This is a genomic window from Enhygromyxa salina (assembly GCF_000737335.2).
Classification (GTDB): Bacteria; Myxococcota_A; Polyangia; order Nannocystales; family Nannocystaceae; genus Plesiocystis; species Plesiocystis salina_C.
In genome coordinates, this window is the sequence record NZ_JMCC02000027.1 from 33,167 (window position 1) to 55,809 (window position 22,643).

The following is a 22,643-nucleotide window of genomic DNA, read 5'->3' on the forward strand; positions in this document are numbered from 1 at the left end:
ACCAGCGGGATCACGGCAGGCATCACGGCGGGGTCGGACAGTCCTGCTCGGGCGTGACCACGATGACCGGCACGACCGGCGCCATGTTCATCCTCGCCGACGATCCCGAGGTGACCTCATTGAATGACAGCACATACTCATCCGGGGCAGCGGTGATGTTGAAGCGGGCCGTCCCGCCGCTCGTGTAGTAGTACTGCGTCGACGCCCCAGTTGGCGAGACCTCGACCTCCCACTGCGCGCTGGTGAACTCGATGTCGAGCGCGACCGAGGTCGCCTCGCCAAAGTACACATTGAGCTCATCGGCGTCGATCAGGATGTCGCCGTTGGCTGTGACCAAATACGCGTCGCCGGTCGATGTGTCGATTCGCATCTCGATGACGGACGCCTCGCAGGGCGCATCGGTGGCGGCCGAGATCGGCGCGACATCCTGGATCTTCGGCGCTGCCGCGACGACGACCGATGGCAGCCCCAGCGCAGCGAGGAGGCCAATGACGGCAGCGGGTCGAGACAGCTCGCTGCCCTCGCTGAACCAGTCTAGGAAGGCGTCCGCAAGCGGGCGAGAAGCCCTCGCCCGAGCTGAAAACAGTTCGCTGCCCTCGGTGAGCCAGTCTACGAAGGTGTCCGCAAGCGCCCTCGCCCGAGCTGAAAACAGTCCGCTGCCCTCGGTGAACCAGTCTACGAAGGTGTCCGCAAGCGGGCGAGAAGCCCTCGCCCGAGCTGAAAACAGTTCGCTGCCCTCGCTGAACCAGTCTAGGAAAGCCCTCGCCCGAGCTGAAAACAATTTGTTGGTGTTACTATTGGTCTGTAGCATTGCTCTAATCCGCGCATGGGGGATTGAGCGTTCATGCGAGTGCCTCGAAACCGCGCTTCGGGACGTAATGATTTGGGCCACGAACCTCTAGTGAGTCGCAGCCCGTTCGGTTCGGTTATTGAGTAGTGAGTCAACTCAGCGTCAGCCATGCGAACCACACGGCTCGTGGCGTCACTGTGGTCTTGGCCATGCCCATGCGCCGATCACAGACCCTCAGGCGGCCGATGATCCTGCGAATGCGGGGTCTACTCGAGACCGAGCGCGGTGAGCTCCATTGGGCTCACGTCCAGCTGGTCTATCCATTCATCAATTTGCTCAGTCGTGAAGACCATGCTCGCGTGGGCCTGCTGAAGACGCTCGCGCGCAGCGAGGTCGAGCTGGCCGCGGCGCAGATCAATCAGCGCGCGCAGCAGCGCATGGCTGAACGCGTAGGGACCCAGGCTGGCCGCGATGGGGTCGAGGGGCAGCAGCTCCGCGCTCGCGGCGTCTAGATCACCGCGGCGCAGCGCGACCTCGCAGCGTCCAAGGTAGACCGGGATTGCCTGATCTGGCCTGTCCTTCACCCGCGCGAGCAGCTGGTCGAGCTGCGCCTCGGCTTCGTCGATCCGACCCAGCGCGAGCAGGGTGTAGGCCGCGTCGGTCCGCAGGCGCAGGACGACGACGTCGTCCTCGCCGTCCGCGGGCGCCCAGATCGCCAGCGCGGCGTTGATCTGCGTGAGCGCCAGCTCGTACTCCCCACGGGTAGAATAGACGGTTGCGAGCAGCTGCGCGGGCTGGCCATGGTCCCGATGCCCCGCGGGCAGGCTCGCCGCTTGGATCTCGGCGAGGGCGAGGGCGTGGGCCTGCGCGAGGTCGAACTCCCCGCGGTCGACCGCGAGCACGCCAAGCAGCCACTCCGCCGTGGCGAGGTCGTGGTGCGGTCGGCTGTGGCTGTTGCGCCAGATGCTGGCGGCGCGCTCGAGCAGCTTGGGGACCTCGGGGTTGGTGACGTCGAAGCCTCGCAGCGCCAACCCCAGGTCGTAGAGGAGTCTCGCGGTCTGCGGGTGCTGGGGCCCAAAGATGGTCTCGGCCTGCAACACGGCCCGTCGCATCAATTTTGTGGCTTCGTCGATGTCGCGGGTGGCGACGAGGTTGGCGAGGTTGGCCAAGTAGCTGGGTTGATCAGCCGAGTCCTCAACCTCCGACAGCTCGACCGCGAGGCGGTAGCGCTGCTCCGCGGCCTTCGGGTCGCCGCGCAGACGCGCGAGCTGCCCGTGCGCGAACGCCAGCCGAGCGCGCGCGCGCGCCGGGGCGTTGATGCGATCATTGGCCACCTCCGCTCGCCGCAGTCCAAAGCTGCCAGCGGTCTCGTCGTCGAGTGCGATCAGGGACCGCAGCGTGTACTCGATCCACAGCTGCGCGGCGAGGTAGTCGTGGTGGTGGAGCTCGGCCGCGTCAATTGCCTGCAAGATCCGCTCGAGGGCGGTCTCGAGCGAGCCGGCAGCGAGCTCGGCGTACGCGAGCTCAGTCAGCGTCTCGGCTTGCAGTGGCCCATACCCGAGCTCGACCGCCGCGACGTGGGTGGCCTCTGCCAGCTGAAGCCCCGCTTCGACGCTGCCGAGCAAGCGCAGCTCGTGGGCCCGACCCAGCTCGCGGCGGAGCGACTCGACTTCATTGATGATCCCAGGCGGCCCGGGCTCGACACCGTGCAGCGAGAGCTCGTCTTCACAAGCCGCCGTAGAAGGCAACGCGGCGACGGCCTCGACGGCGTTGGCCAGGGCCTGCTCGGTGACGCCGGGCTCGAGCAGCAAGCCGACCAGATCCTCGACCCGTCGGCGTTGGCGGGTGTGGCAAGCGGTCTGCAGGCGCGCGAACTCGGGCTCGATGCGGTGCTCGGCGTTGGCCCGACACACGCGCTCGCGCTCGCCCACCCAGCCCTGCGACCAGCGATCCAGCCCCGCGAACACGCGCTCGCGGCTGGCCTGGGCATGACCTGCGTCGATCGCCCCAAGCTGGCGCTCGAGCGCGGCGCGGCGCGGCGCGTCCCAGGTGCCTTCGAGCTCGCGCTCGACCGCCGCGCACGGATCGAGCTGACCTTCGCGACCCACCACGAGCGCGCCCGCGGCCAAGACCAGCGCGGCGCCAACAGAGCCGATCCATGCAGCGCGACGACGGCGACGCGCGCGGTCGTCGAGGGCCGAGAGCAGGGCGGCCATCGTGGGCCAACGCTTGTCCGGCTCTTTGTTCAGACCCCGACGGATCACCCGCCAGTAGCGAGCTGGCGGACGCGCACCCGCCGTGGGCGGTGGGGGCAGCGGGACCCCACGCTCGAGCGCCTGCAACCGATCCCGAGAGCTAGCGAAGGGGAACGGTGGCGCGCCCCACAGCGCCTCGTAGAGCGCGACACAGAACGAGAATTGGTCGCTGCGTGCATCGACGGCTTCGTCACGCAGCTGCTCGAGCGGCATGTAGCGGATGGTTCCTCGCACGCCCACGCTCACGTTGGAGGCCCTCGCGCTGATCGGTGCTTCAGCGAGGTCTTCGTGGTCCGTGATGCCGCGGCTGAGCCAGGGCTGTTCGTCGCCGAGCGCCAGCCCGAAGTCGGCCACGCGCACGCGGCCGTCGGCGCTGAGCAGCACGTTGTCGGGCTTGAAGTCGCGATGGACCAGCCCCGCTTCATGGGCCGCGGCCAAGCCCCGGCCGGCAGCCACGAACTGCTGGACAACGGCCGACCACGGGCGCGGCTCGGCGTCGAGCCACGCCCCCAAGGTCTCGCCGTCGATGTACTCCATCGCCAAGAAGATGCACTGCTCGTGCTCGCCGATGTCGTAGATCTGGACGACGTTGGGGTGGGACAGGCGCGCGAGGGCCTGCGCTTCGCGACGCAGCCGCGCGTGACCGACTTCAGTCTGCTTGGCATCGAGCACCCGCTTGATCGCGAGCTTGCGCGACAGGTCCTCGTCGTGGGCGAGGTAGACCTCGCCCATGCCACCAAACCCGAGTCGACGCTCGATCCGATAGCGGCCGATCTTGACCTCGGGCCCGCGACCAAACAGCCGACGGCGGGCGGTCGCGACCACCCTGCGGTGCTCGAAGCTCGTCTGCGAGGGGCCGCTCGCGTGCAGCAGCTCGTCGGTTGTTTCGCCGTCGGGAGACCCCGATTTGGTGACGGCTTCGCTCATCGCCGGGTCACTTGCCGAGATGTTCCCGAAGCTCGGCCGCCCAGCCCTCGAGGCCCCCGAGGGTGCTCGCTAGCAACTCCGGGGACGCCGCGATCTCGGCCATGATGGTCTTGAGCGAGTTGCGGGCCTTGACCAGTCGGCCGCGGGTGGTCGAGGGCGCCAGCTCCATGATCTCCGCGATGTCGTCGGTCTTGAGCTCCTCCCAGTAGAACAGCTCGAGGACCATCTGGGCGTCGACTGGTAGCCGGCGCAGGGCCTCGAGCAGCAGCCGCTGTTCTTGCTTGTTGCTGGCGACCGTCGTCGGTCCCGGCGCGAGCTCGGCCATGGACTCGACTTCGGGATCGATCTTGCGTCCGCGGGCGAGCTCGCGCAGGTGCTCGCGAAACACGTTGCGCGCGATGCCAAGCATGAAGGCCCGAAACGCGATGCCCTCGCGGATGCGCTCTTGGCCCTCGAGCAGGCGCATGAAGGTTGCTTGTGTCAGATCCTCCGCGCCCTCGCGGACCTTGTTCTCGAAGAAGCGGGCGACGGCGTCGGCGTGGAGATCGAACAGCTGTTCGCCCGCTTGGCCGTCGCCGCCACGCCAAGCCGCGAGCAGGGCGGCGTCTCGTTCCCGGTCAATCGTCACTGCGGAGCATCATACCAAGCCCCGGGCTGACGATCGCGGGTCCGAGGCATCACAGCGTTGGACCCGCGATCTCGAAGCTGATCTGCCCGAGCACGGAGCCGTCCTCGCTCTTGACGGTCGCCGTCCAGTTGCCGGTTCGGCCGGCGCTAACGGGCATCCAGGCCCGGGTTGTGTAGGCGTGGGTTGGCTTGACCGAGACCTCGATGACCTGGCGGACCTTGCCGGCGCGGGACCACTCGAGCGTGACGGCTTCGGCCTCGCGCGGGTGCACGACCCGGAAGCAAACGTTCACCCGTTCGTCGGTGTCGACCACGAACTCGCTGCCGACCTGCTCGCAGCGGCTCGAGGCCCACCCCTTGCCAACTTCGAGCTCGTCGAGGTGAATCCCCGAAGCTCCGACGCCGCCGATCGGCGCCTTGTCCTTGCCGCCAAGCCGCAAGTTGGTGAACGCCTCGATGTGGGTGTCTGGGGTGCCTGCGGGCAGCAGGCTGGGGCTGCGCAGGCTCCCGGGGGCGTGCGACTTCGCGCTTGGCTTGGCGGGTGACTGGACCATCGCCTCGGCGGTTGGGGCCACCGCGCTGGCGAGCACGGGCTGATCTTCAATCGGAGCGACGGGCGTGGCCACCGGAGCCGCCACCGGAGCGGGAGTCGGAGTCGGAGCCGCGATGGTGTTCGCGGGCGTCGACGTCCTTGCTTCGCTGGCCTGGGTCGCGGGGACCGGCGCGTCGGCGCCAGACGAGTCACACGCGAGCGGGGTCAACGAGAGGATCGAGGTCAGCAAGGCAAGGGAGACAGTGGCGAAGCGCGGTCGGGTCATGGCGCGGAACCTACGCCCGGGCCCCGCCCCTGCATTCCCGCTAGTTGCCGTTGCGTTCGCTCAGGGGATCGCGCCGACGCCCGAGAGCGCAAACCCGGTCATGTCCGAGTAGGTGTAGGCCGCGACCAGGCCGTCCACCGTCAAGGTCACGCTGTCGGTCTCGGGCGAGACCTTGTAGGCCCGCGAGCCGTTGCGCGGAATGGCCCACACAAATCCATCGAAGTCGACGGCCACGCCCCAGATGTAGTCGTCGTCGGCCTGGGCCACGTTGATCTGCTTGGTGACCGCGAGGGTCTCTGTGTCGATCGCCATGATCTGACCGTAGGCGCCGCGCCACAGCAGGTCTTCACCGTCGCCCATGCAGCCGCCGGTGTGGATTGAGTCGGGCTCGACGAAGTGGTTGACCGATGTCCACGTGCCGTCGGCCGGGTTGAGTCGATGCGTGTACCGGCCGCACAGCCACACGTAGCCATCGGGGGTGACGGTCATGCCGTAGCCGCCCTCTTCGGGCACGGTGTAGGGCGTGTAGCTAAAGTCGCTGCGCGAGACCTTGACCAACCAACCACCTTGCAGCTGCGAGAGCCACAGGTTGTCGTCGCTGTCGACGGCGCCCCCGTAGAAGCCGAACCAGTTGGGCCACGACTCGGGCAGATCCGGGATCGCGACTTGCTGGATGATCGTGCCGTCATTGCCGTCGAGCAGCGCGACCGTGGCGGTCCCGAGCGCACCGTCGGACCAGGCCGTCCACACGTCGAGGTCATACCAATCACAAGTATCGGGGTCTGCGTAGCCAGCGGTCCACGCGACCGGGCGGTTGTCGCCGTGGGCCAGCGGCGTGTGCCAGGCAACGCACTCGTCCTGGCCCCACGGGAGCACGTCGTTGGCCCCGGTGCTGGTCTGGATCCCGGGCGTGCCGTTTTGCTCGACGCAGTCGTCTTCGCGGGCGCGGATCATGGTCACGCCGCCCAGCCGGTTGGCGACGGCCACGTCACCGCGGCGGTTGACCGAGGTTCGCGACGGGCTCCCGGCGCTGTCGGGCCGGACGATGTAGCGGCCAAGCTCGACGCCATTTCCCGTGTCGATCTTGGACACCGTGCCCTCGCCGGAGTTGGCGATCCAGATGAATCGCTCGACCTCGGTGCCGGCCTCGCCGCATGCTTCGCCGTCACCGTCGCCGGTCGGATCGCCGTCGCCGTCGCCGCTGGGATCTTCGCTGCCGCTGCTCTCACCCGAGTCGGTCGCGGTGTCATCGAAAGTTGTGAGGCTGTTGACCCCGTCGCTGCCGAAGGTCTCCATGCGCTGATCGTCGCCGCCACACCCGATCATGACGAAGACCGAAGCGAGGCAAGTTGACGTCGCAAGCCAGTTAGAACGCCCGAGCATGGGCCATGGGTACCACGAAGCGGGCCAGTTCGGCGCTGCTGGGTTCATGCGTCGGTTCCGACGATGTAGATGCGGTTGGAGCTGCGGTTGGAGCTGCTGTCGGTCGCGGCGAGGGTCGGGCGCGCCGTCGTTGTCGAGGTCGGCTGCGATCGAGCCCTGCGCTTCGCCAAGAGGACGTTGATGCTGGGGGCGTCGCGGCTGACCAGGGCTCGCTGCGGCGCCGTGGTGGCTCGTTCGTGGGCCTGATACCCTTCGCGCGTGCGTGCCCTGGATCTGCGAGTCGAGCTGGACAGCGCGTGCGCGCTGGACGTTGGGCGGTGGTAGCTCATGCGACGCCAGCGAGATCTCGAAGCGTGGTTGGGTGTGCGCGTGGCTGTGTGCGTTGCGCTCGCCTGCTGCAGCTGTGAGCGGGATCGCCAGCCAAGCCCCGACACGCGAGCGAGCGTCGCCACGCACGAAGCGCTGATCCTCGATCCCGGCGCGGTCCGGGCCAGCGTCGTCGATGGGCTCGAGCTCGCGGCCGGCGATCCCGTGCTCGCGCGTGGCCTTGGCCTGGCCGCGCTGCTCGAACACCCAACCTCGCAAGCCGCGATCGAGCGCCTGCTCGCGCGGGTGGCCGCGGACCCGGAGCTCACGCGCACGGCCGACCAGCTGTTCGTGACGCTCCAGGCCAGCCCCGCGATGCGCTCGGCGCTGGTCGACTACGCGCGCGAGCACCCCGAGCTCGACGTCGCGGCGCTCGGCGAGGGCTTGGTCTCGCACGTGAACGCCCGGCTGACCCGGCCCGAGCTGGCCACGCTGCTCGAGGCCAAGTTGAAGTCGCAGCTGCGCGCGACGGATCCAGCCCTCGCGCGGGCGTTTGTGGGTGACGCAGGCGGGGGCTCGGCGATCGCGAAGGGGGTGGTCGCGCGGCTCGAGGATCCAAGCTTTGCAACCCAGCTGCGGGCGCGCCTGGGTCGGGATCCTGCGGCGGTCCAAACTCGACTCGAGCGGCGGCTGGCGGATCCGGGCCGGGTGGGTCCCATGTTGCTCGCGCTCAACCGCGAAGATGGCGAGCTCGCGTCAGCGGCGGGGCTCGATGCGTTCGCGCAGATCTTGGATCACGAGCGGACCGCCGAGCTGCTCGCGGCAGGGCTCGCGCGGATGTTGACGGACGCACAGCTGCGTGAGCGGTGTCAGGCATTGTTCGCGCTGGCCTTGGCGCCCAGCTTTGACGAGGCCGCGTTCGGGCGCGCGCTCGATGAACTGCTTGGCGAGCCGGCGCTGGTGAGCGAGGCGATCGCGCTGCTGGCTGCCCTGGCGCGCGAGCCGGAAGTGCGGGCCCACGTCGAGCAGCTGTGCGTCCGATTCACCAACCACCCCGGCTTCGAGGGCCTGCTGCTCGCCGCGTTGGACTGACTGACTCGCGCGCGGGCCCGATCCACGCGGGCGCGTGACAGCCTACCGCCGCGCGCTCTACAGTCGGGGCATGTCCGGCACGGCCAACGCCCCGCGCAGCGCAGACAATCGCCAATATCACATCGGCGTGCGCCCTGGTGAGGTCGCGCCGTCGATCTTGCTGGTCGGGGATCCGTCCCGGGCCAAGCGCGTCGCCGAGGGCTTCTTCGAGTCGTACGGCGACCCGATCTCCGAGCGCGAGTACGTGACCTACACGGGCCGCTACCGCGGGCGGCCGATGAGCGTGATGGGCACCGGCATGGGTGCGGCGAACACCGAGATCGCGGTGATCGAGCTGTGCCAGTGCTTTGACGATCCAACCCAGATCGCGATCGTTCGCGCGGGCAGCTGCGGCGTGCTGCAGGCCAACATCGGCCTGGGGGATCTCGTCATCACCAAGGCCGCCTACCGGATCGAGGAGACCACGCTCGCGTTCGTGGGCCCGGGGTTCCCCGCGGTCGCGCATCCCGAGGCCACGATCGCGCTGCTGTGGGCCGCCGAGGATCTCGGCGCGCCGCATCACCTTGGCATCACCGCGACCGCGCCTGGCTTTTATGGTGCGCAAGGCCGCGAGCTGCCTGGGTTTCCGCCGCGCGAGCTCGACATCGAGGCCAAGCTCGCACGCCAGGGGGTCACCAATCTGGAGATGGAGACCTCGGCGCTGCTGACCTTGTCCGCCCTGCGAGGGTTCCGGGCGGGGGCCGTGTGCGCCGCGTATGCGAACCGCGTCCACGACACCTTCATCGCAGACGCCGACAAGCCGCAGGCGGAGCAGCGCTGCGTGGAGGTTGGGCTGGCGGCGTTGGATCGCTTGGCGCAGCTGGCCGAGCTGCGCGGGGATCGGCCCTGCTGGCACCCCGGCGTGGGATTGGGCGACTCGTGAGTGGGCCATACCCAGCCGTCGTAGGTTGAGCGCTTGCACGACCCCGCGCACGATCGGCGGGGTACACTCGCGCTCGTGCTCTACGAAGCCGAGCTGTTTGTCTCGTCCGCAGCGTTGCACTCGCTCGAGCCGCGGAACGCCGGCGCGCTAGCACGATTGGCTACCTTCTTTGGGTTTACCACGCGACTCGCAAAGCAGCGTCGGGCCCGACTCGCGGCGGCGCTCGAGCGCGTGCTGGGGGCGTTGAGAGCATGCGGCATCGACGACGCGGTGTTCGCCAGCCGCGACGGCGCTCCCTGCTTTGTCGATCGTGTGGGTCAGCCCCAGGATCTCGACCAGCTATCCGAGCGAGCCGGCAGCGGGGCGGCCGATTTTGATCTGCTGCGTCTGTTCGTGCGCGAGCCAGACGGCGAGCCTGACGACGTTGGGCTGGATCCCTACCGGGGCGGTGACGCCAATGAGCGGCTGCAGCTGCAGCTCGCTGTCGACGTCGAGCTGCACCGGGTCGTGCCCTATGACGGCTACCCGCTGCGGCTGCGGATCCACGGGCTGCTCTCGGAGCTGCGCGCGGGCATCGACGAGCCGTGGGAGGACCTGGCCAAGCGCACGGCCAGCTACATCGAGCGCAGCTTTCCCGGACGCCGGATCCACGGCCACGACGACGTGCCCGAGGAGTTTCGCCGTCGCGTCAACGCGATCGTGGCGGCGCTGTCCAGCAAGCTCGACAGCAAGCGAATTGACCGGGCCGTACGCAGCGCGATCGTGGTGCCCCGACACCCACGCATGACCAAGCTCGCCGAGCTGCCCGCCCCGCTCGGCGCTGGCAGCTTCGCGCGCCTGCCCAGGCTCGAGCCAGCTGCGCGATATCTGTTCGCCTGGCCCGAGGTCCACGTTGGCGTGAGCTACGAGCAGATGCTGGTCCTCGACGGTCGCGGTCGCCGAATGATCGCAACCGGGCCCACGCCCGTGGTCGCGACGGGGCCCTCGCACACGCCAGAGAACACGTTGGCGCATGGGGTCGCGCCGCTGCACATCCCGGCCCCCGATCTGCTCGCGTTCAGCGGCCACGAGTGGGACGCAGAGGCCCGCCGTGAGCTCGTGCTCGCGCGTGACGCCAGCTGTGAGGGCCTCGATGGTTGCGCGGCGCTCATCAAGCACGAGCGACGCAAGTTCGACTGCGGCAGCACCGGGCCGGCGCGGCGCACCTCGATCGGCGGGGGGTCGGGCGTGGGCTCTGGCGCTGGTTCGGGCGGCGGCTATCCGGGCGAGCTGAGCTTTTAGGGCTCGACCAATTGATCACGTGGGTCCGGGCGCGATTGGGCACGGCTCTGAGTCCTGGTCGATCATGGCAAATGTTGCCCTGCTGACGGCGCCATGAGCTGGCGAGCTGCGCGTCGCGGTTCGCTTGGTCTGCGTCTTGGACGATCACCCAGACCCGTGCACGATGGTGACATGCACTCAATACCCCGGGAGCGACCGCACACTCCAGGGCAGTTGCGCGTGCAGCCGTGGTGTCTACGCTTGGCGAAATGCCATAAACACTCACAGCAATAATCCTTCTGTCAGCTCTCCAATCTTCTTCCGAAAGTCGAGTGTTCCGACATCTGGTGAAATGAGAGATCGACCATGGACAATGACAGCACGCAAGGGAGTCCGCCGATTGGCTGGATCGCATGGGTTTGGGTTGTGATCATCCTTGGAACCGCGGGAGACGTGGGCTACCAGCTGATGGCCGAGGGGCGGTGGTTCGGATATTTCTCTCAGCACGATCTGGGGGGGACAGGCGATCTTTGCAATGGCGACAGTGTCGGGCACACTCGACTGACGAGCGACAAAGCCAGGGGCGTCAGGAACTAGCCTCAAACCATCAAATTCACTGCGGCAGGGTACTCGCCGCGGCGTCTCTATCGCCGCCCGGGAGTCTGGGCGTACTGCAACCTTCGGCAACACTGTGCTCGCCGAGAAGGCGGCTACGAGCCACCCACCCGCGCGAGCGACCAGCTCACCACTCGCTCGATCATCGCCCCATCCACGCGCCGCCGCAGATCCGCGTAGTGCCCCGGCGTCGACACCCCAGGCTCGCGCTTGAACAGATGATCCAGCTCATCGAACAGCTCCGCCGCGCTGCCCTTGGCCCCGCGCTGCTCGACCCACTCCCGGATCAACGCAAAGTCCCGCTCGGGGCTGACCTGAAAGTCCTTGCCGCCCTGCAGCGCCAGAACGGGAGCCCGAACCTTGGCCAGCCGCGCGAGCGGATCCTCGGCGAACGCCTCGGTCATCCACGCGCGCGCGCCCTCGCTGCTCGCGGGTAGATCCTCGCCGGCCAGCGCGGCGTCGTGAACCCGCTGCGCCCGACCCACCGCGACGCGGACCTCGCCATCTCGGTGCCCCGCGAGCGAGGCCCGGATCTCGTCATAGACCAGCTCGCGCAGGTTTCGAGCCGGCGCGGCGAGCAGCACCAACCCTGCGACCGCGCGCTTGCGGCCGCGCGCGCGGGTGCCCTCGGCGGCGAGGATGCTCGCGACCAGGGCGCCCTCGCCGTGTCCGATGATGATGATCCGACTCGGATCGACCTGCGGTAGACCAGCGAGCGCGGCGAGGGCCCGACGCGCGTCGTCGATCAACGCCGCGAACCCGGGGTTTGGATCGTCACCGATCCCGCTCTGGCCAACCCCGCGATCGTCGACGCGCAACACCGCGAACCCAGCCGCCGCGAGCAGGTCTTGCAGCTCGTGGCTGCCAATGTCGACCGGACTGTGCGGGACGATGCCACGCCGATCTTGGGGCCCCGCGCCGCCAACGAAGAGCACGGCGGGGCGCGCCCCGGCGCCAGCTTCGGAAGCGACCACCAACTCCCCGGCCAGCGTTGGCTTACCCTGGACACCCGGGATCTCGATCGGGATCAGCTCCACCCCCGCGGGCGCGCGGTAGCTTGGCCGCGGGCTGGCCGGCAAGAACGGCGCGATCGTGTCGTTGGGGATCGAGCGGTAGATCGGTGCATCGCCAGCGAACACGGCCGCGATCCGCAGGCCCGCGAGCCCGGCTTGGACGCCCTCGAGCGCGAGCACGCTGGTGCTGGCGACCGCATGGGCGCGATCATCATCGAGCCGCTCGAAGCTGAGATCCAGCTGCGTGATCGCGTCGCGCTCGGGCACGAACCCGCGCTGGTGCAGGCCGTGAGAGTCGCCGCCAACCCCAAGCCGCAGCATCAGCTCGCGCAGATAGATCCCGTGGCCCGGGGTCACCCACACCTGCGCGGCGTCGTTGATCACCAGCTGATCCCCCAGCCGCCGGACCACCAGCGCACCCTCGATCCACGAGAAGCGCGTCACCAGCTCGGGGGTGCGGAGCTCGGCGTGGCGCGGCTGGCCAGCCGCGTCGAGCCAGGTGTGGAGCTCCCAGCTGGGCTGCTCGCTGGCGTGGCCCTGCAGCTCCTGCAGCTGGGCGACGAAGTGCCACAGCGCGCCGTCGTCCGGGTGTTCGATCCGACCCAGACAGACCCCGCGGGTGTGGGCGAGGATCGTTCCCCCCTCACCGAGCACGGCCCAGGCCCGCAGGGGCTGCTCGCACAGCTGCGCGACCGTGGCCGGCGATGTCTGCTGCAGAGCCGGCGCCGGAGTGGGCGGCGGCGGATCGGTGTGCCTGCGCTCGCACGCTGACGCGCACATGAGGGACATGACGAGCGCACAGGTTCGCGCGAGGGGGATCATGGCGTGGGCTGCCAACCGCCGCGATCGTAGCCGATGTCAACTCAGCGTGCTGCGCAACCCCGAGCAGATGACGAAGCTCCGCGCGGACCCTGAGCTCATTCGGCCGATGCTGGAAGAGACGCTCCGGATCGAGGCGCCGATACAATACACCTATCGCATGGCAAAACGCGACTTTGAGCTATTCGGCGAGCACATCCAGAGTGGGGAGATCATCGTGCTCGTGTTTGCCTCCGCCAATCGGGACCGCGCGGTATTCGATTGTCCTCACCAATTCGACATCGCCCGCAAGCCCAACTCGCACCTCACCTTTGGCTACGGGTTGCATCACTGCGTCGGCACGCAGGTCGCTCGACAGCCACCACCCTCCGTCTCCTTGATCGCAACCTCTTCTGGGTTCCACCTCGCGCTCCACCTCACCGCCAGCCGAACAACGAGCTCGCCGCCGTTCACCGCGTCTCCTGTGCCCGTGCCCGTGCCCAACCCGGAGCCGACACCAGGCGCGCGAACATCGCAGTCTTGACCCGCGCTCCGTTCGGCTCGTGCCTGCGGTCCAGGACTGGCTCGGCTCGGGTCAGACTGCCTGTTCGCTCGGTGGGCATCTCGGTGCCCCGCTCACCGGCGCGGCAAAGCTCGCGGCGGCCAGCGAGCGCCGAGCGGCAACGGCGCTGTCGACTGGTGGTAAGTTGCCCTTTCACCACCGCCCGCGATAAGACGCCCCTGCGGTCCAGCCACCGATCCCTGGCCCGGTCTTCCCCTCACCACGAGCACGCATGTCGCAGTCGCAGTCGCAGCGAGGTACGGAGAAGCGCAAGCCAGTCGCGCTACACGTCGCGGTCCCAACCGAAGACGAGAGCTATCCGGTGCTCATCGGTCCGGGGTTGCTCGCCAAGCTTGGCTACGAGCTGCGTCGCAGCCACTCCACCGCGCGCCGGGTCGCGCTCGTGTCCGACGACAACGTGATGCCGCTGTACGGCGAGCTCGCGCGGACCAGCCTCGAAGCCGAGGAGTTCGTGGTCCACAACTTCACGATCCCGGCCGGCGAGGCGTCCAAGAGCGTCGAACAGCTGGTCAAGCTGGTCGAAGGCATGGTCGGCGCGCAGATGGGCCGGCGCGATGTCGTGGTCGCGCTTGGTGGCGGGGTCGTGGGGGATCTCGCTGGGCTCGCGGCGGCGCTGTTCATGCGCGGCATCGCCTGCATGCAGTGTCCGACCTCGCTGGTCGCCCAGGTCGACGCCTCCGTGGGTGGCAAGGTCGCGGTCGACCTCCCGGCTGGCAAGAACCTGCTCGGCACCTTCCACTTTCCAACCGTCGTGCTCATCGACCCGGAGGTGCTGCAGACCCTCCCGGACCGCGAGCTCGGCTGTGGCCTGGCCGAGATGCTCAAGCACGGGGCGCTGTTCTCCCCCGAGCACTTTCACCAGGTCGTCGCCGCGGCCGACGACATCCATGGCCGCGACGCCGACGTGCTCGCCCGCATGGTCGCGGCTTCGGTCGCGCTCAAGGCCGCGTGCGTCAGCCGTGATCCGCGGGAGCAGGGCGAGGCCGGCAAGGGGCGGGTCGTGCTCAACCTCGGGCACACGGTCGGCCACGCGATCGAGCTCGCGTCGGGGTTCGAGCTCAAGCACGGCGAAGCCGTCGGGCTGGGCCTCGTCGCCGCGGCCCGGGTGTCCGAGCGCAAAGATCTCGCCAAGACCGAAGACGGTGAGCCCGGCCTAGAGCAGCAAGTGAAGGCGGCGCTCACGGCACTGCGGCTGCCCACCAACCTCGACGACTGGCTGACTCCAGAGCGACTCGAGCGGCTCGAGGCTGGGCTCGGCAACGACAAGAAGCGCGGCTTCTCCAGCATCTCCTACATCGGGCTGTCGCGGATAGGCGATCCAGCGGTGCTGTCGCTGACCCCTCAAGAGATCGTGGGTTTATTGCGAAATCCAAAGCCAGATTGCTAAGCTGACGGGGACGGGGGCTCGTTGGCGCTCCGTCGATCGCGAGGAGCACCATGTTGATCCCAAGTCTGCCTTCCCGTCTCGCCCGCGCAGGTTTGTTCGCGGGGCTCATGGCTCTCACCGCGGCTACCGGTTGTGTCGAAGATCAGGAGTACGTCATCGTCGAGCGCGCGATTTGGTTCGACGATACTGCTACCGAGTGCACGCTGACCGGGTCCGAGCCAACGCCGCTCTCCATGACCGTGGACGTCGCGTTCTCGAGTCCGATCGGCATGGCCTTCGTGGTCGCCAACCAACAGCTCCCCAACGCCAACAGCAACACGGGGATCGACGACACCGAGGTCGTGCTCGAGACCGCCGAGGTCAGCCTGACCTTCACCGGTGGCGGGATCTCGGCCAACAGCTTCGAGATCCCCGTTCACAGCAACTCGATCCCGGGTGGCGGCTCAGATATCTACCTGATCGAGGTCCCCTCGGAGGTAGGGGCCTCACTTCGCACGACCATGGCCGCGCTCCCGGCGGGCAGCGTGGAGTACCTAGAGATGGAGGTCGTGTTCAAGGGCCGCCGGAGCTCGCAGATCGGCAAGTCCAAGCTGGGCTCGATCGAGACCCGGCCCTACGTGTTCCCGTTCAGCGTCTGCTCCGACTGCCTCGGCCAATGCCTGCCCGCGACCGAATGCGGGGGCATGGAGGATGACCCGCCCCTGTGCGCGACTGACACCATCTGGGCGGGGGTCTGCGGGTTTGCGCAGGGTGCTCGCGTCGTCCACCCGCTGTGCGCCGGTGCCTGAGATCCTGTCTCGTCTTAGTTGTTAGATTTCTCCGCAGGTCCCGCGTGGACCCGTCCCCCGTGGGTAAGTCGGCCGACCCCACGGGCACGGGAAAATGTGTTCAGAGCTTCTGTCAGGGAGCCCACACATGCCACCGCGAACGCACGTAGCGGAGCCGCGAAGTGACCGCAGGCGCCCCAGCAAGCAGCCGCCGAAGTGCGATGGACGCCGCGGGGCCCGTTCGCAGGGGGATCATTTACACCCTGACAACCCTTGTGGGACATGATAGGTTCGGCACCTGCCCAGCCGAGATCGTGCTGGGGGTTCGTACGTCCCGGAGGACACATGTCGCTCGCAGAGATCCAAGACAACAAGTGGGAAGTCGAGTCCATCAAACCACCGGTGACCAATCCCGCTTCAATCGGGATCATCATCATGATGGGCGGGTTTGCTCTGTTCTTCGTCGCCGTCATCGTCGGCGCGGTCATCGGTTCGTTCACCGAGACCCAGGAGATGAACTTCGACAAGGTTCAGCGCGACGACGGCACCAAGCCGGCTGAGTAGCGCAGCAGCCGCCAGCGCCGCCAGCGCCGCCACCGCCGCCACCCAAACTACCCAGTCGCCGGGCCTCCGGCGTCTGGGTATGAATTTTATTGCAGCCCGATGAGGCTGAGGTGCTGGCCGATCCCAGCGCCGTCTCGTCGGTACGAAAAGTAGAGATCTGGGTTCGCGTGGGTGCAGGTGCCCACCCGTTCGATCTGACCCGCAGGGACGCCGGCCGCGACCAGTTGGGCCGTGACGCAGGCGACGAGATCCACGTGGGGTTTCGCGCCGAAGCTGCGGTCGACGAAGCGATCCTCGAACGCGGCAGCGACCTCCTCGCCAACCTCGAACGCGGCGAGCTCAATGCACGGACCGATCGCCGCGAGCAGCCGCTCTGGTGACGCGCCGCCCTGCTCGCACAGGGTCTGGACCGTGCACCCCGTGATGTTGGCGACTGTCCCACGCCACCCGCTGTGGATCGCCGCGACCACGCTGGCGTCACGATCACAGATCAGCACGGGCACGCAGTCGGCCGTCATGACCCCAACGACCTTCGCGGGGCCAGGGTGGGCGCGCGCGTGCCAGATCGCGTCGGCTTCGCTGTCGGCCTGGATCTCGTGAGCCGCGAGCACGGCCGCGCCGTGGACCTGACGGACGCGGACCAGCTGCTCGAGCTCGAAATTCGCACCGCTGGCGATCCGGCGCAGGTTCTCGGCGACGGCCTCGGGCGCGTCACCCCAGCGCTCGCCCACGTTGAGGCTGGCGTAGCGATCCCGGCTCACGCCCCCAACACGCGTCGAGAAGCCGTGGGTGATCGCAGCAGGAAACAGCCGGGCACGCTGAAGCATCGCGGGGAGTCTAAACGCTGCGGGCATCCCCCGCCCAGAGCCCGACACCTCCCGGTGACCGAGATCGCGGGCGCGACCTCGAGCAGCTCGGTCCAGGTCAGTCTCGGGCCATTGGGCGACTCCGTCAGCGGTGTCCCCACACTGTGATCACCACGACCCCCGGCCAGGCTATGCTCGCGGCCGCATGCGCCCACGCTCCCACGCGAGAGCTGCCTTGCTGCTCGGGCTCTTGGGCCTTGGCTGCGAGTTCGACGTCAACGTTGGAGCGACCTGGGCGATCAACCAGCCGCGCGTGCTCGCGGTGCGAATGGAGGTCGTCGAGCCGGCCCCGATCTGGACCGAGAGAATTGGCTTGGGCACCGACCAAGCGCCGGTCGCCGAGGCCCTGCCGGGTGACATCGTGCGACTCGTGCCATTGGTCGTCGACGGGCAGGGGCGCGCGCAGGCACCCGAGACGATCGACGCGCTGTGGTTTCAGTGTGGCTCCGAAGACTGCATCGCCAGCGTGCCGGCCTGCGACTCGATCGCGTGGACAACCGACAGCGCGTGCGAGATCGGCCGGGGCGGCGCGCTCGAGTTTCCGTTTCCTGCCCTCGGTCCCGCGGGCCTCGAAGCGGGCGCCATGACCGTGCTCGGGATCATCGGTCGCCACCCGGGGGCCGACGCCGAGCGCTGTCGGGCCGGGCTGTTGGAAGGCACAATCGAGCTGCAGGACTGCACGCTGTTCATCTCCGAGGTGTTGATCGGACCCCCGTGGGTGCTGCGGGTCGAGGCCGTCAACGCAGGGCTCGAGGTCGAGCTGCCGCTCTACGAGATCCCCTATCTCCTGCTGTTTCAGCCCGCCAACCGAGCGCCGGCCCCAGCGGGCATGGTGCTGGTCGATATCGACACCCAGCAACCGCTCGAGGGCTCGCCGCCGCGTGTGCACGCAGGCCAGCGGATCCATGCCTCGCCAGCCTGGCGCAGCGAGGACTCGCAGCCCTACGCGCAGGGTCGGCTCGTCGACGACGGCAGCAACTACGCGTTCAAGGTCCACTTCGAGCGACTTGGCGCGCACTACTTCGCGAGCGGGCCGATCAATTTTATCGCGGTCGACGGCAGCGGGCGCGAGCTGGTCGTGGACGAGGGCGCGCGCCCGGGGATCATCCGACTGGTCGTCGTCGTGGGTGATCAGCGGGGCGAGGAGACCAAGCTACCAGAAGGCAGCGTCAGACACGGAGCTGTCAACATGCTCGTGCAGGAGCTCGAGGTCATGCCGTGAGGGGGGCCCTGTTCGTGCTTGGGCTTGGGCTTGGGCTTGGGCTTGGGCTGGGGCTGGCGACGCCCTCGCTCGTGCTCGCGGCCCCGCCCGGCGACGCCGCCGAGGTTCAGGACGTCGGTCACGTCACCGGTCGCGTGCGCGCGGCTGGAACGCGGGCGCTCATTCCTGGCGCGCAGGTGATCGTCGTTGATGCGCCGCCCGATGTTCGCGTTGGCGCCCGCGCCAAGACGCCGCTGGACCCCGAGCAGGTCAGCTGGATCCGCGAGGCCACGACCAATGAAGACGGCGCGTTCGCCCTGGGCGAGCTGCCGATCACCAAGGTCCGGGTCGTGGTGATCGCGGCGGGCTACGAGCGGCTCGAGCTGTGGGCCGAGTCGACGCCCGATCCCGAGCAGGCGCTTGCGATCTACCTGCGTCCGCACGCGGACGCGAGCGGCCAATATCGGACCGAGGTCGTCACCGAGCGCAACCCCGAGCTGCCCCGGGCCGAGCACCAGGTCGACGGCGAGCGGGCGAGAAGCTACCCCGGAACCGGCGGCGATCCGGTTCGCGCGGTGCAGAACCTGCCCGGGGTCGCGCGCGCGCCTGGTGGGCTTGGCCTGGTCGCCGTGCGCGGCGGCGACCCGCGGCAGACCGGCATCTACGTTGACGGTCACCCGGTCCCGCGTGGCTTCCATGTGCTCCCGATCGCGGCGGTCGTCGATCCCAGCATGATCGATCATGTCGATCTGACCCCCGGGAATTTTGACGCGGCCTACGGCGGGGTCTCGGGCGGGCTCCTTCAGATTCACACCCGCCAGCTCGAGGGCGTGTCCGGCGTTCACGGCGAGGCCCACCTCGACCTGTTCGATCTTGGCGGCGCCGTGCGGGCGCCTGTCGGCCCGGGCGGCGTTGGGTTTGCGTTTCGCCGCGCCCACGTCGGCGACATCATCAAGCTCGCTGATGGGGTGCTCGGCAAGACCGGCATCTTGGTGCCGAATTACTGGGACTACATCGGTCGCTTCGACATGCCGATCCGCGCTCGGCATCACCTGAGCATCAAGGCGTTCGGAGCCGGCGACAGCCTGCAAGACACGACCGAGTTCGAACCCGGAGAGGAGCTCTCGATTAACTTTCGCAGCGCGTTTCATCGCTTCGATCTTGGCTACGCGTACGCCGGGCCGCGGCTCCACGCGTCGCTCAGCGGGGCGCTGTTGCTCGGCACCGACGCCCAGGTCGACGGCACGACAACCCGGAATCGCAACGGGCGAACGCTGAGCCTGCGCGGCGCGGTGAGCCACCGCCTGTCCGGCCGCGCGACCTTGCTCGCGGGCGCCGACTTTGTCCACACCCACGCGTCACGCCAGCGGATCTGGAAATCTAGGGAGGACGATGTCAGTGAGTACGAGTCGGCGCAGTGGCGGCTCGGAACTTGGCTGGGTGTTGCGTTTCAGATCGCGACCAAGACCGGCCTCGTCGTGCTCCGTCCGCAAGTGCGGCTCAACGTGTTTGGGACCGCGACCGAGCAGCGCGTGATGCCCGATCCTCGCTTTGATCTGCGCGCCCGCGTGCACCGCCGCGTCGAGCTGTTCGCCGCGCTTGGCCAGTACTCGGCGCCCTTCACCGTGTTCCGCGAGGGGCAGCTGGGCCTGATCTCCTCGAGCCACACCAGCACGTCCCACGTCGTGGTCCCGGACTGGCTGATCGCCTACTTCGATCCTGGCGTCGAGAGCGAGACGCCCGACGGGTTCTTGTTGATCACTCGAACCGTGCACGCCTCGCTTGGGACCCAGGTCGAGCTGCCGTGGTCGCTGGGTCTGCGCACCACCTTGTTCTGGCGCGAGACCCCGCCGCAAATACGTGGTTGGCAGCCAGCCCCAACCAACACCGGGTTCTTGGACCTGAACCTCGATCTCACGATCCGCAGTCCGGCCCAGCGCGGCTATGGGCTCGAGCTGTTGCTCGACCGCAGCCTCGCGCCGGGCGTGCACGGCATGCTTGGCTACACGCTGCTGCGGGCTGAGACGACGGAGATCCATCAATTCGAATTTGCCTACATTGAGCCTGACGCCAGGCAGGTCCCCTCGAACTTCGACCAACGCCATAACCTGGTCGCGCTGATCGTGTTCGAACTTCCGCGTGATTTCCGATTCGGCGCCCGCTTTCGATTGGTGTCCGGCAACCCCGAGCGTCCGGTGATCGGCACAATCGTCACGCAAGATGAGAAGGAGTTTCGCTACAAGCCAATCTATGGTGAGTTTGGTAGCAGCTATTCGCCGTTGTTTCACCAGCTGGATCTGCGCCTCGACAAGACTTGGTTCTTGCGGGGGGCCTCCGTCATTGCCTATCTCGACGTCCAGAACGTCTACAATCGGCGGTATCCGGAGATCTGGATATACAGCGCCGATTGGTCCGAGCGCGGCGAGCGGATCGGTATTCCGCTGTTTCCTAGCTTGGGCGTGCGCGTCGAGTTCTGAGCTACTTGGGCCTCACGGGCTCCCGAAGCGCCCGGGCGAGCTGCTCGAGCTCGGCCGCAGCAGGTAACGCGTGCCGACCCCGCCGCTCGGACGGCACCTGAGTCGATCATATGGACTCTAGATGTGCTTGACACCGCACCTGGCTGATGAGTACGGTCATACAATGCGCAACCAGAGAGACACTACACATAAACCGATGTCGGCAGGCCAGTTGGCGCAGTCGACTGCATCCACTGCAACAGAAATACATGTGGTATCGACCTCGGCTCCGCGCAAATGTTACACAATGGGTCGACTTCACATACACCTTGGTGCCCTGACGCTTGGCTTCGCGTTGGCGTTGACCGTGCCCGCGTGCCAGGATGACACGCTCGTGGCCGTGCCGGACGAAGGTGAGCGCGCCTGCGCACGGCCGTTGTCGTACGGCCACTGGGAGGATGGCACCCTTCGCGCGATCGGGGAGGCCCGTCACGTCTGCCTATGCATGACCAAGGCCGAGTACGAGTCAAAGTCTCGAATCGCCGAGCTCAACGAGGCGCTGCTCGCGGACTGTGAGCTCGACGCCGCACAGTACGACTTCGACTGGAACGACTGCGAGCAAGACTTCGCTTCGAATGAGTGGGTTGGTGAATCAGGCGAAAGGATCACTTGGCCGACCACAACCGGTGTCGTCAATCCGCCCGGCGCGACGCTCTCGTGCCGGTGAGCCTGCCATCTGATCGGCGACCTCTCTAGACCCGGGCTCGCAGCGCGGCGGCAAGCTGCTCGAGCTCGGCCGGAAGCGGTGACTCGAAGCGCAGCCGCCCACCGTCGGGGTGCTCGAAGCCCAGCACCGCCGCGTGCAGGGCGTGGCGTCCAAGCGCCTCGGTCAGCGTCTGCAGCCCAGGATCACGAACCCGGCGGCCATACAGCTCGTCGGCGAAGATCGGGTGCCCGACATGCCGCGCGTGCATGCGGATCTGGTGGGTTCGCCCGGTCTCGAGCTCGAAGCGCAGCAGCGCCGCCGCGTCGCCCAGCGGCCTCACCACCGACATCGTGGTGATCGCCCGACGCTCGCCGTGCTCGGGGCTGAACCGCCGCCGCTCGCTGGGGTCCCGCCCGTGCCAGGTCTCGACCCGACGCTGCGCCCAGTCTGGGAATCCATGCACGATCCCCAGGTACGCGCGCTCGATCGAGTGCGCCCGAAATTGCTCAGCGAGGGCCGTGAGCGCTGGCAGGGTCTTGGCCACGACGATCAGCCCGCTGGTGTGGCGGTCCAGCCGATGCACCACGCCCGGACGCTCGGGCCCGTTGCCGGGCAGCACCGGCAGCGAGTGGGCGTCGCGGCCCAGCGCGAGGTGATGCAGCACCGCGTTGACCAGGGTCCCGTGGCTGTGCCCGGGCCCCGCGTGCACGACCATCCCCGCGGGCTTGTCGATCACCAGCAGCGCCCGATCTTCATGGACGATCGTCAGCGGGATCGGCTCGGGCTCCGCGTGGGCCAAGGGCTCGGGCGCGAGCAGCTCGAGCTCGACCTTGCACGCGCGCTCGAGCTTGGTCCCGCGCTTGGCCACCCGCCCGTTGATCCGCACCTGCCCGGCCGCGAAGCTGCGGGCCAGCTGCGAGCGGGTGACCTCGTGGCCCAGCCCAACCAACGCTTCGACCAGCGCCCGATCCAGACGCTGGCCGATCACCGCCTCCGAGAGGCCGACTTGCATGGGCGCTACCAGATGCCGGTGTCGAGGTTGGCCATCGTCTTGATCACGCGGTCGACGATGGCGCGGTCAAAGTAGTTGCGCCGGAACAGCTCGGGGGTGACGCGGCTGCGGAACAGGTCGCGGCCCTCGGTGATCTCTTCGCCAAGCACCTCGAAGAAGTTGTCGTCCTTGAGCCCCTGCTCGATCTTGGCCTTGTTGTACAGCTGGATGTCCGATGCGATCGCGCGAGACAGCTGCTGGGCGCGGGCTTCGTTGTCGATGATCTGCTGAGCCACGCAACGAGTTTGCCACAAGC

19 protein-coding genes are annotated in these 22,643 nt (G+C 68.0%); 10 read left to right on the forward strand and 9 right to left on the reverse strand.

The genetic code is table 11. The features are described from left to right. Positions 1 to 22: 22 nt before the first annotated feature. From DB30_RS11595 to DB30_RS11615, 5 genes are all read right to left on the reverse strand, one after another. Positions 23 to 892 (reverse strand): hypothetical protein, encoded by an 870-nt coding sequence (locus DB30_RS11595; RefSeq protein ID WP_146658545.1) that lies wholly within the window; start codon positions 890 to 892, stop codon positions 23 to 25. 164 nt (positions 893 to 1,056) lie between these two features. Next, complete coding sequence (locus tag DB30_RS11600; protein ID WP_052548473.1) at positions 1,057 to 3,972, reverse strand: serine/threonine-protein kinase; 2,916 nt, start codon at positions 3,970 to 3,972, stop codon at positions 1,057 to 1,059. Positions 3,973 to 3,979: 7 nt separating this feature from the next. Continuing rightward, the gene (locus DB30_RS11605; protein ID WP_052548474.1) at positions 3,980 to 4,600 is read right to left on the reverse strand and encodes an RNA polymerase sigma factor; all 621 of its coding nucleotides are present in this window, start codon (positions 4,598 to 4,600) and stop codon (positions 3,980 to 3,982) included. Between the two features lie 49 nt (positions 4,601 to 4,649). Continuing rightward, complete coding sequence (locus DB30_RS11610) at positions 4,650 to 5,417, reverse strand: DUF2914 domain-containing protein (protein WP_146658546.1); 768 nt, start codon at positions 5,415 to 5,417, stop codon at positions 4,650 to 4,652. A 60-nt stretch (positions 5,418 to 5,477) separates the two neighbouring features. Then, positions 5,478 to 6,800: an NHL repeat-containing protein gene (locus tag DB30_RS11615; protein WP_240480215.1), complete on the reverse strand. Its 1,323-nt coding sequence runs from the start codon at positions 6,798 to 6,800 to the stop codon at positions 5,478 to 5,480. A gap of 327 nt (positions 6,801 to 7,127) precedes the next feature. On the opposite strand from DB30_RS11615, the gene DB30_RS11625 reads away from it, so the two are divergent. From DB30_RS11625 to DB30_RS11635, 3 genes are all read left to right on the forward strand, one after another. Then, positions 7,128 to 8,198 (forward strand): hypothetical protein, encoded by a 1,071-nt coding sequence (locus DB30_RS11625; RefSeq protein ID WP_052548477.1) that lies wholly within the window; start codon positions 7,128 to 7,130, stop codon positions 8,196 to 8,198. Positions 8,199 to 8,268: 70 nt separating this feature from the next. After that, positions 8,269 to 9,120 (forward strand): nucleoside phosphorylase, encoded by an 852-nt coding sequence (locus tag DB30_RS11630; protein ID WP_146658547.1) that lies wholly within the window; start codon positions 8,269 to 8,271, stop codon positions 9,118 to 9,120. 75 nt (positions 9,121 to 9,195) lie between these two features. After that, positions 9,196 to 10,401, forward strand: a complete 1,206-nt coding sequence (locus DB30_RS11635; RefSeq protein ID WP_146658548.1) for a hypothetical protein — start codon at positions 9,196 to 9,198, stop codon at positions 10,399 to 10,401. Between the two features lie 689 nt (positions 10,402 to 11,090). Here DB30_RS11635 and DB30_RS11640 read toward each other — a convergent pair. After that, complete coding sequence (locus DB30_RS11640; protein ID WP_165703719.1) at positions 11,091 to 12,845, reverse strand: alpha/beta hydrolase family protein; 1,755 nt, start codon at positions 12,843 to 12,845, stop codon at positions 11,091 to 11,093. Between the two features lie 31 nt (positions 12,846 to 12,876). Here DB30_RS11640 and DB30_RS11645 point away from each other — a divergent pair, with 31 nt between their 5' ends. The 4 genes from DB30_RS11645 (at position 12,877) to DB30_RS11660 (ending at position 16,107) form a co-directional block, all read left to right on the forward strand. Then, entirely contained in the window at positions 12,877 to 13,350 is a 474-nt protein-coding gene (locus tag DB30_RS11645) for a cytochrome P450 (RefSeq protein ID WP_165703720.1), read from the forward strand. Positions 13,351 to 13,600: 250 nt separating this feature from the next. Further along, the gene (gene aroB, locus DB30_RS11650; protein ID WP_052548483.1) at positions 13,601 to 14,776 is read left to right on the forward strand and encodes a 3-dehydroquinate synthase; all 1,176 of its coding nucleotides are present in this window, start codon (positions 13,601 to 13,603) and stop codon (positions 14,774 to 14,776) included. Between the two features lie 107 nt (positions 14,777 to 14,883). Next, positions 14,884 to 15,564, forward strand: a complete 681-nt coding sequence (locus DB30_RS11655) for a hypothetical protein (protein WP_146658550.1) — start codon at positions 14,884 to 14,886, stop codon at positions 15,562 to 15,564. Between the two features lie 324 nt (positions 15,565 to 15,888). Continuing rightward, positions 15,889 to 16,107, forward strand: a complete 219-nt coding sequence (locus DB30_RS11660; RefSeq protein WP_052548485.1) for a hypothetical protein — start codon at positions 15,889 to 15,891, stop codon at positions 16,105 to 16,107. Positions 16,108 to 16,193: 86 nt separating this feature from the next. Here the strand turns inward: DB30_RS11660 and pgeF are convergent, their stop codons facing one another. Continuing rightward, positions 16,194 to 16,934 (reverse strand): peptidoglycan editing factor PgeF, encoded by a 741-nt coding sequence (pgeF, locus tag DB30_RS11665; RefSeq protein WP_052548486.1) that lies wholly within the window; start codon positions 16,932 to 16,934, stop codon positions 16,194 to 16,196. Between the two features lie 184 nt (positions 16,935 to 17,118). Here pgeF and DB30_RS11670 point away from each other — a divergent pair, with 184 nt between their 5' ends. From DB30_RS11670 to DB30_RS11680, 3 genes are all read left to right on the forward strand, one after another. Continuing rightward, positions 17,119 to 18,195: a hypothetical protein gene (locus DB30_RS11670; RefSeq protein ID WP_146658552.1), complete on the forward strand. Its 1,077-nt coding sequence runs from the start codon at positions 17,119 to 17,121 to the stop codon at positions 18,193 to 18,195. Further along, positions 18,192 to 20,651 (forward strand): TonB-dependent receptor, encoded by a 2,460-nt coding sequence (locus tag DB30_RS11675; RefSeq protein ID WP_052548488.1) that lies wholly within the window; start codon positions 18,192 to 18,194, stop codon positions 20,649 to 20,651. The genes DB30_RS11670 and DB30_RS11675 overlap by 4 nt, the downstream gene beginning before the upstream one ends. A gap of 286 nt (positions 20,652 to 20,937) precedes the next feature. Then, on the forward strand, positions 20,938 to 21,357 hold the full coding sequence (locus tag DB30_RS11680) for a hypothetical protein (protein WP_052548489.1): 420 nt from the start codon (positions 20,938 to 20,940) through the stop codon (positions 21,355 to 21,357). 25 nt (positions 21,358 to 21,382) lie between these two features. Here DB30_RS11680 and DB30_RS11685 read toward each other — a convergent pair whose 3' ends face one another. After that, a complete protein-coding gene (locus DB30_RS11685; protein WP_052548490.1) occupies positions 21,383 to 22,348 on the reverse strand; it encodes an RluA family pseudouridine synthase in 966 nt (321 codons plus the stop codon). Positions 22,349 to 22,353: 5 nt separating this feature from the next. After that, positions 22,354 to 22,623, reverse strand: a complete 270-nt coding sequence (locus tag DB30_RS11690; RefSeq protein ID WP_106091934.1) for a hypothetical protein — start codon at positions 22,621 to 22,623, stop codon at positions 22,354 to 22,356. Positions 22,624 to 22,643: the final 20 nt, after the last annotated feature.

Excerpts from the sequence above, each read along its gene's own strand:
- DB30_RS11630 (WP_146658547.1), top strand. The coding sequence starts at position 8,269 with ATGTCCGGCACGGCCAACGCCCCGCGCAGCGCAGACAATCGCCAATAT.
- DB30_RS11610 (WP_146658546.1), bottom strand. The coding sequence starts at position 5,417 with ATGACCCGACCGCGCTTCGCCACTGTCTCCCTTGCCTTGCTGACCTCG.
- DB30_RS11660 (WP_052548485.1), top strand. The coding sequence starts at position 15,889 with ATGTCGCTCGCAGAGATCCAAGACAACAAGTGGGAAGTCGAGTCCATC.
- DB30_RS11655 (WP_146658550.1), top strand. The coding sequence starts at position 14,884 with ATGGCTCTCACCGCGGCTACCGGTTGTGTCGAAGATCAGGAGTACGTC.
- DB30_RS11615 (WP_240480215.1), bottom strand. The coding sequence starts at position 6,800 with ATGCTCGGGCGTTCTAACTGGCTTGCGACGTCAACTTGCCTCGCTTCG.
- pgeF (WP_052548486.1), bottom strand. The coding sequence starts at position 16,934 with ATGCTTCAGCGTGCCCGGCTGTTTCCTGCTGCGATCACCCACGGCTTC.
- aroB (WP_052548483.1), top strand. The coding sequence starts at position 13,601 with ATGTCGCAGTCGCAGTCGCAGCGAGGTACGGAGAAGCGCAAGCCAGTC.
- DB30_RS11685 (WP_052548490.1), bottom strand. The coding sequence starts at position 22,348 with ATGCAAGTCGGCCTCTCGGAGGCGGTGATCGGCCAGCGTCTGGATCGG.
- DB30_RS11670 (WP_146658552.1), top strand. The coding sequence starts at position 17,119 with ATGCGCCCACGCTCCCACGCGAGAGCTGCCTTGCTGCTCGGGCTCTTG.
- DB30_RS11600 (WP_052548473.1), bottom strand. The coding sequence starts at position 3,972 with ATGAGCGAAGCCGTCACCAAATCGGGGTCTCCCGACGGCGAAACAACC.
- DB30_RS11625 (WP_052548477.1), top strand. The coding sequence starts at position 7,128 with ATGCGACGCCAGCGAGATCTCGAAGCGTGGTTGGGTGTGCGCGTGGCT.
- DB30_RS11680 (WP_052548489.1), top strand. The coding sequence starts at position 20,938 with ATGGGTCGACTTCACATACACCTTGGTGCCCTGACGCTTGGCTTCGCG.